Below are 3,688 nucleotides of genomic sequence, written 5' to 3'. Positions count from 1 at the left end.
GTCTGGTTCCGGGTAACGCTGTTTCGCCGGTTCGTCGGCTGGGTTCTCGCCGTGCGGGGTCCGGCTATCGGCTTTGCGCTGTTGGTCCTGGCGCTGTCGCGCACCTTGGTTTTCGACAAGTCGGTTCGCTGGCGGTTCTTCAATGCGCCGGAACAGGCGGTGGTTTCCGCCAGCATTGCCATGATGCCCGGGGCAAAACGCGAAGACACCAAGGCGATGATTGCGGAGATGGAACGCGCGCTTGACGTGGTCAACCGGCGATACAGCGAGCAATATGGTGCCGAACCGGTGGTCTTCGCGCTCTCCACCGTCGGTGCGACGGCAGGGCGCGGCCTCATGGGGGCAGATACCAAGGACGCCGACCAGCTTGGCGGGATTTCCATAGAACTGCTCGACCCCGACCTTCGGCCCTATTCGGCCTTTCAGTTCATCGGCGACTGGCGTGAGGAGATCATAAATCCGCCGCTTCTGGAAACGATGGCCCTGCGCGGCGAGCGCTCAGGTCCGGGGGGCGACGCGATCGACATCAAGCTCTACGGCAACTCCACGGAAAACCTGAAAGCCGCTGCAGAAAGCCTGAAGCAGTCTCTGGCGCCTATGGAAGGCGTCAGCGCGCTGGAGGATACGCTGGCCTACGACAAGCCGGAGCTGAACCTGACGCTGACACCGCGCGGCGAAGCCCTTGGCTTCACCACGGAGGAAATCGCCCGCATTCTGCGCAACCGGCTGGAGGGCATCGAGGTTGCCGAGTTTCCGATCGGCAGGCGAACGGCGACAGTGAAAGTGCTGTTGCCGGATGAGGAAACGGATGCCGCGTTTCTCTATTCAACGCGGGTGCGCACCGAAGCGGGCACCTATGTTTCCCTGAGCGAGTTTGTCAGCATCGACAGCACCTACGGCTTTGCCTCGGTCCGCCGCAGCGACGGGCTGCGCACGCTGCGGGTTTTCGGTGATGTATCGGAGGACAATCCGGCAGCCGCTGCCCGAGTGACCGACATGCTGCAGAACGAGCTTCTGCCACAGCTTGCCGCCGACTATGACGTCGAAAGCGAGATGAGCGGGCTGGCGGAGCAGGAACGCTCGTTCCTCTCCGATGCATTGATCGGCTTCGCCATGTGTCTGGCCGGCATCTACCTGGTGCTCTGCTGGATCTTCGAATCCTGGACCCGGCCGCTGATGATCATGATCATCATTCCCTTCGGCTGCGTCGGCATGATCTGGGGTCACTACCTGCACGGCATTCCGCTGTCGATGTTCTCCGTGGTCGGTTTCATCGGCATGGCGGGCATCATCATCAACGACAGCATCGTGCTGGTGACCACTATCGACGAATACGCCAAGGACCATCCCTTCCGGCAGGCCGTGGTCAACGGTGTTTGCGACCGGTTGCGTGCGGTCGTGCTGACGACCGCAACGACTGTGTTCGGCCTGGCGCCGCTGCTGTTCGAGACCAGTCGCCAGGCCCAGTTCCTGCTGCCGACAGTCATCACGCTGGCCTACGGGCTGGGCGTCGGGCTGTTCCTTGTCATCCTTCTGGTGCCGGCTTTGCTGGCGGTGCAGAAGGATTTCGGTCAGGCGATCACCAGTGGCAGGCGCCTGCTCAAGGCTCGGGGCAGGGCACCGCTTTCCGGCGGACAGGCGTGACCGCAGGGGGGAGGGTGCAGTGATGGACTGGAGCAAAGCCTGAAACCGGATCGGAATACCTGATCCAATCCCGACGTCTTATCGGAAAAGTATCTGATCAAGGTCAGTTCAATCAATCGTGGAAGGAGACACGCATTGGACCGTCGTTGGCTGGGCGATCGTGCCCTGTCTGTGCCCGTTCTCAGCTTGGGGACGGCGAGTTTCACGTCCGGGCCATGGTCTGGCAATGATGCGGGTGCAGCCCGGCGTCTTGTCGACATCTGTCTCGACGAGGGGCTGAACATGTTCGACACCGCGGACGTCTATTCCGGCGGAAATGCCGAAATGGTGCTCGGGCAGGCAATCAACGGGCGCCGGGACAAGGTGATCATCTCCACGAAGGCGGGTTTGCGGACCGGGGCGGGCGAACATGACGTGGGCAGTTCACGCGGCCACCTGCTGACTGCTGTCGAGGGAATGCTGAGCCGTCTGCGCACCGACTATATTGACCTGTTCCAGCTCCATGCGTTTGACGCAATGACACCGGTCGAAGAAACCATGGAGGTGCTGGATGACCTGGTGAAAGCGGGGAAAGTTCGGCACCTGGGTGTCTCGAACTATGCCGGCTGGCAGTTGATGAAGTCTCAGGCTGCGGCACGATACAACGGTTGGCAGCCACTGGTGGCGCATCAGGTGTATTATTCGCTCATCGGTCGCGATTACGAATTGGAACTGATGCCACTGGGCCTGGATCAAGGCGTTTCAGCCCTGGTGTGGAGCCCGCTTGGGTGGGGGCGCCTGAAGGGTGGTGGGAAGCACGCTTCAGCAGGCCGGCACAAGGACGCAACCCCGAACTATGCACCGCCGCTTTACGACGAGACCCTTCTTGAGCGCGTACTTGCAGCATTGGGGGAGGTGGCTCGTGACACAGGCAAAAGCGAAGCCCAGATCGCACTGAACTGGCTTCTGCAGCGGCCGACCGTGGCAAGCCTCATCATCGGCGTTAGCAGCGAAGCTCAGTTGCGCAACAACATGGAGGCCACCGGCTGGGAGCTGGATGCCGAACAAATGCGTCTGCTTGACGAAGCCAGCACCACTCCCGTTCCCTATCCGTATTGGCACCAACGCGCATTCCCGGAACGCAATCCGCAACCGGTCTGATCATCGTTCCATCCCATGCCTAAGGGGCGGGTGTGAAAGTCCTAGCTGGATCAGAAGGGCCAGGCTGCGGCCAATTTCACATGCCGGTTTGCGAGAGCATGCCGAGGCCATGCCATGTGGTCTGATCCCGCTGTCGGGGGCATCAAACCTGCCGAAACGCTTGATTAGCTGGCAGCGTCTGCGAGACAAATCTGAAAGGACGGCTGCTCACGAAAGGTGATGTAACGGATCCCGGCATCGTTGAGGCCGGGCTGGCGAGCACGTTTCCCACCCGGCGGCAGCGTCCACGGCATCTCGGGAGCGACACACACAGTCCCCGACCTACGTTACTTCAACGCCTCCTTGCAAGCAGCCCGGTTCGCGGCTTTGTATTTCGTTTGAGCCCTATGGCTCATGCCTCCCAGGTTATCAATCCGGGTTTACGCAGCGGATCCCTCTTTCGATTTGTGCAAAACCGCATCATGTGCTTAATTTTTACGCGAATATTAACTGGCGACTAACCCCGTCGATTTTGCTATGTATAGTACAGGTTGTTTACCTGTGTGGTTCCAAATGAGTGATCATCAGTTCAATACCTCGGTCAGGATGGGCTCCGAACGGAATTTCGGGCTGGTCTTCGCTGCGGTCTTTTTGCTGATTGGGCTATGGCCGGTCACTGGTGGCGCCGCGCCGCGATGGCTTTTGCTATGCATTGCGGCTGTTTTTATTGCCCTCGCCATGTTTGCGCCGCAGAGCCTGCGCCTACCCAACAGGTTGTGGTTCAAACTGGGCATGCTGCTAGCCCGAATAATTCACGGCGGGTTGGCGGATGTGGTGCAAGCCGTTGAACTGACGTAGGATTTGGTTGCTAAGGCCGATCCGCGCCATTTCCCGGAGACCACACCCGCCATGAATGATCCTACTG

Annotated in this window: 3 protein-coding genes; all 3 read left to right on the top strand. The window is 60.1% G+C overall.

From position 1 onward, the window contains the following. The coding region (locus tag ACFE0K_RS01600) for an efflux RND transporter permease subunit (RefSeq protein WP_434534393.1) at nucleotides 1–1,644 on the top strand (1,644 nt) is incomplete at its 5' end. A gap of 171 nt (nucleotides 1,645–1,815) precedes the next feature. Further along, nucleotides 1,816–2,784 carry an aldo/keto reductase gene (locus ACFE0K_RS01595; protein ID WP_434534394.1) on the top strand — a complete coding sequence of 323 codons (969 nt, stop codon included), beginning with the start codon at nucleotides 1,816–1,818 and terminating at the stop codon, nucleotides 2,782–2,784. A gap of 552 nt (nucleotides 2,785–3,336) precedes the next feature. Continuing rightward, nucleotides 3,337–3,621 carry a hypothetical protein gene (locus ACFE0K_RS01590; protein WP_434534392.1) on the top strand — a complete coding sequence of 95 codons (285 nt, stop codon included), beginning with the start codon at nucleotides 3,337–3,339 and terminating at the stop codon, nucleotides 3,619–3,621. Nucleotides 3,622–3,688: the final 67 nt, after the last annotated feature.

This window comes from Alcanivorax sp. (assembly GCF_051117345.1).
Classification (GTDB): domain Bacteria; phylum Pseudomonadota; class Gammaproteobacteria; order Pseudomonadales; family Alcanivoracaceae; genus Alcanivorax.
Note: the sequence above shows the minus strand (reverse complement) of the source record. Positions and strands in the feature narration are given on the sequence as shown.

Bases quoted from the DNA above. Each gene is read 5' to 3' on its own strand.
- ACFE0K_RS01590 (WP_434534392.1), top strand. From the start codon at position 3,337: ATGAGTGATCATCAGTTCAATACCTCGGTCAGGATGGGCTCCGAACGG.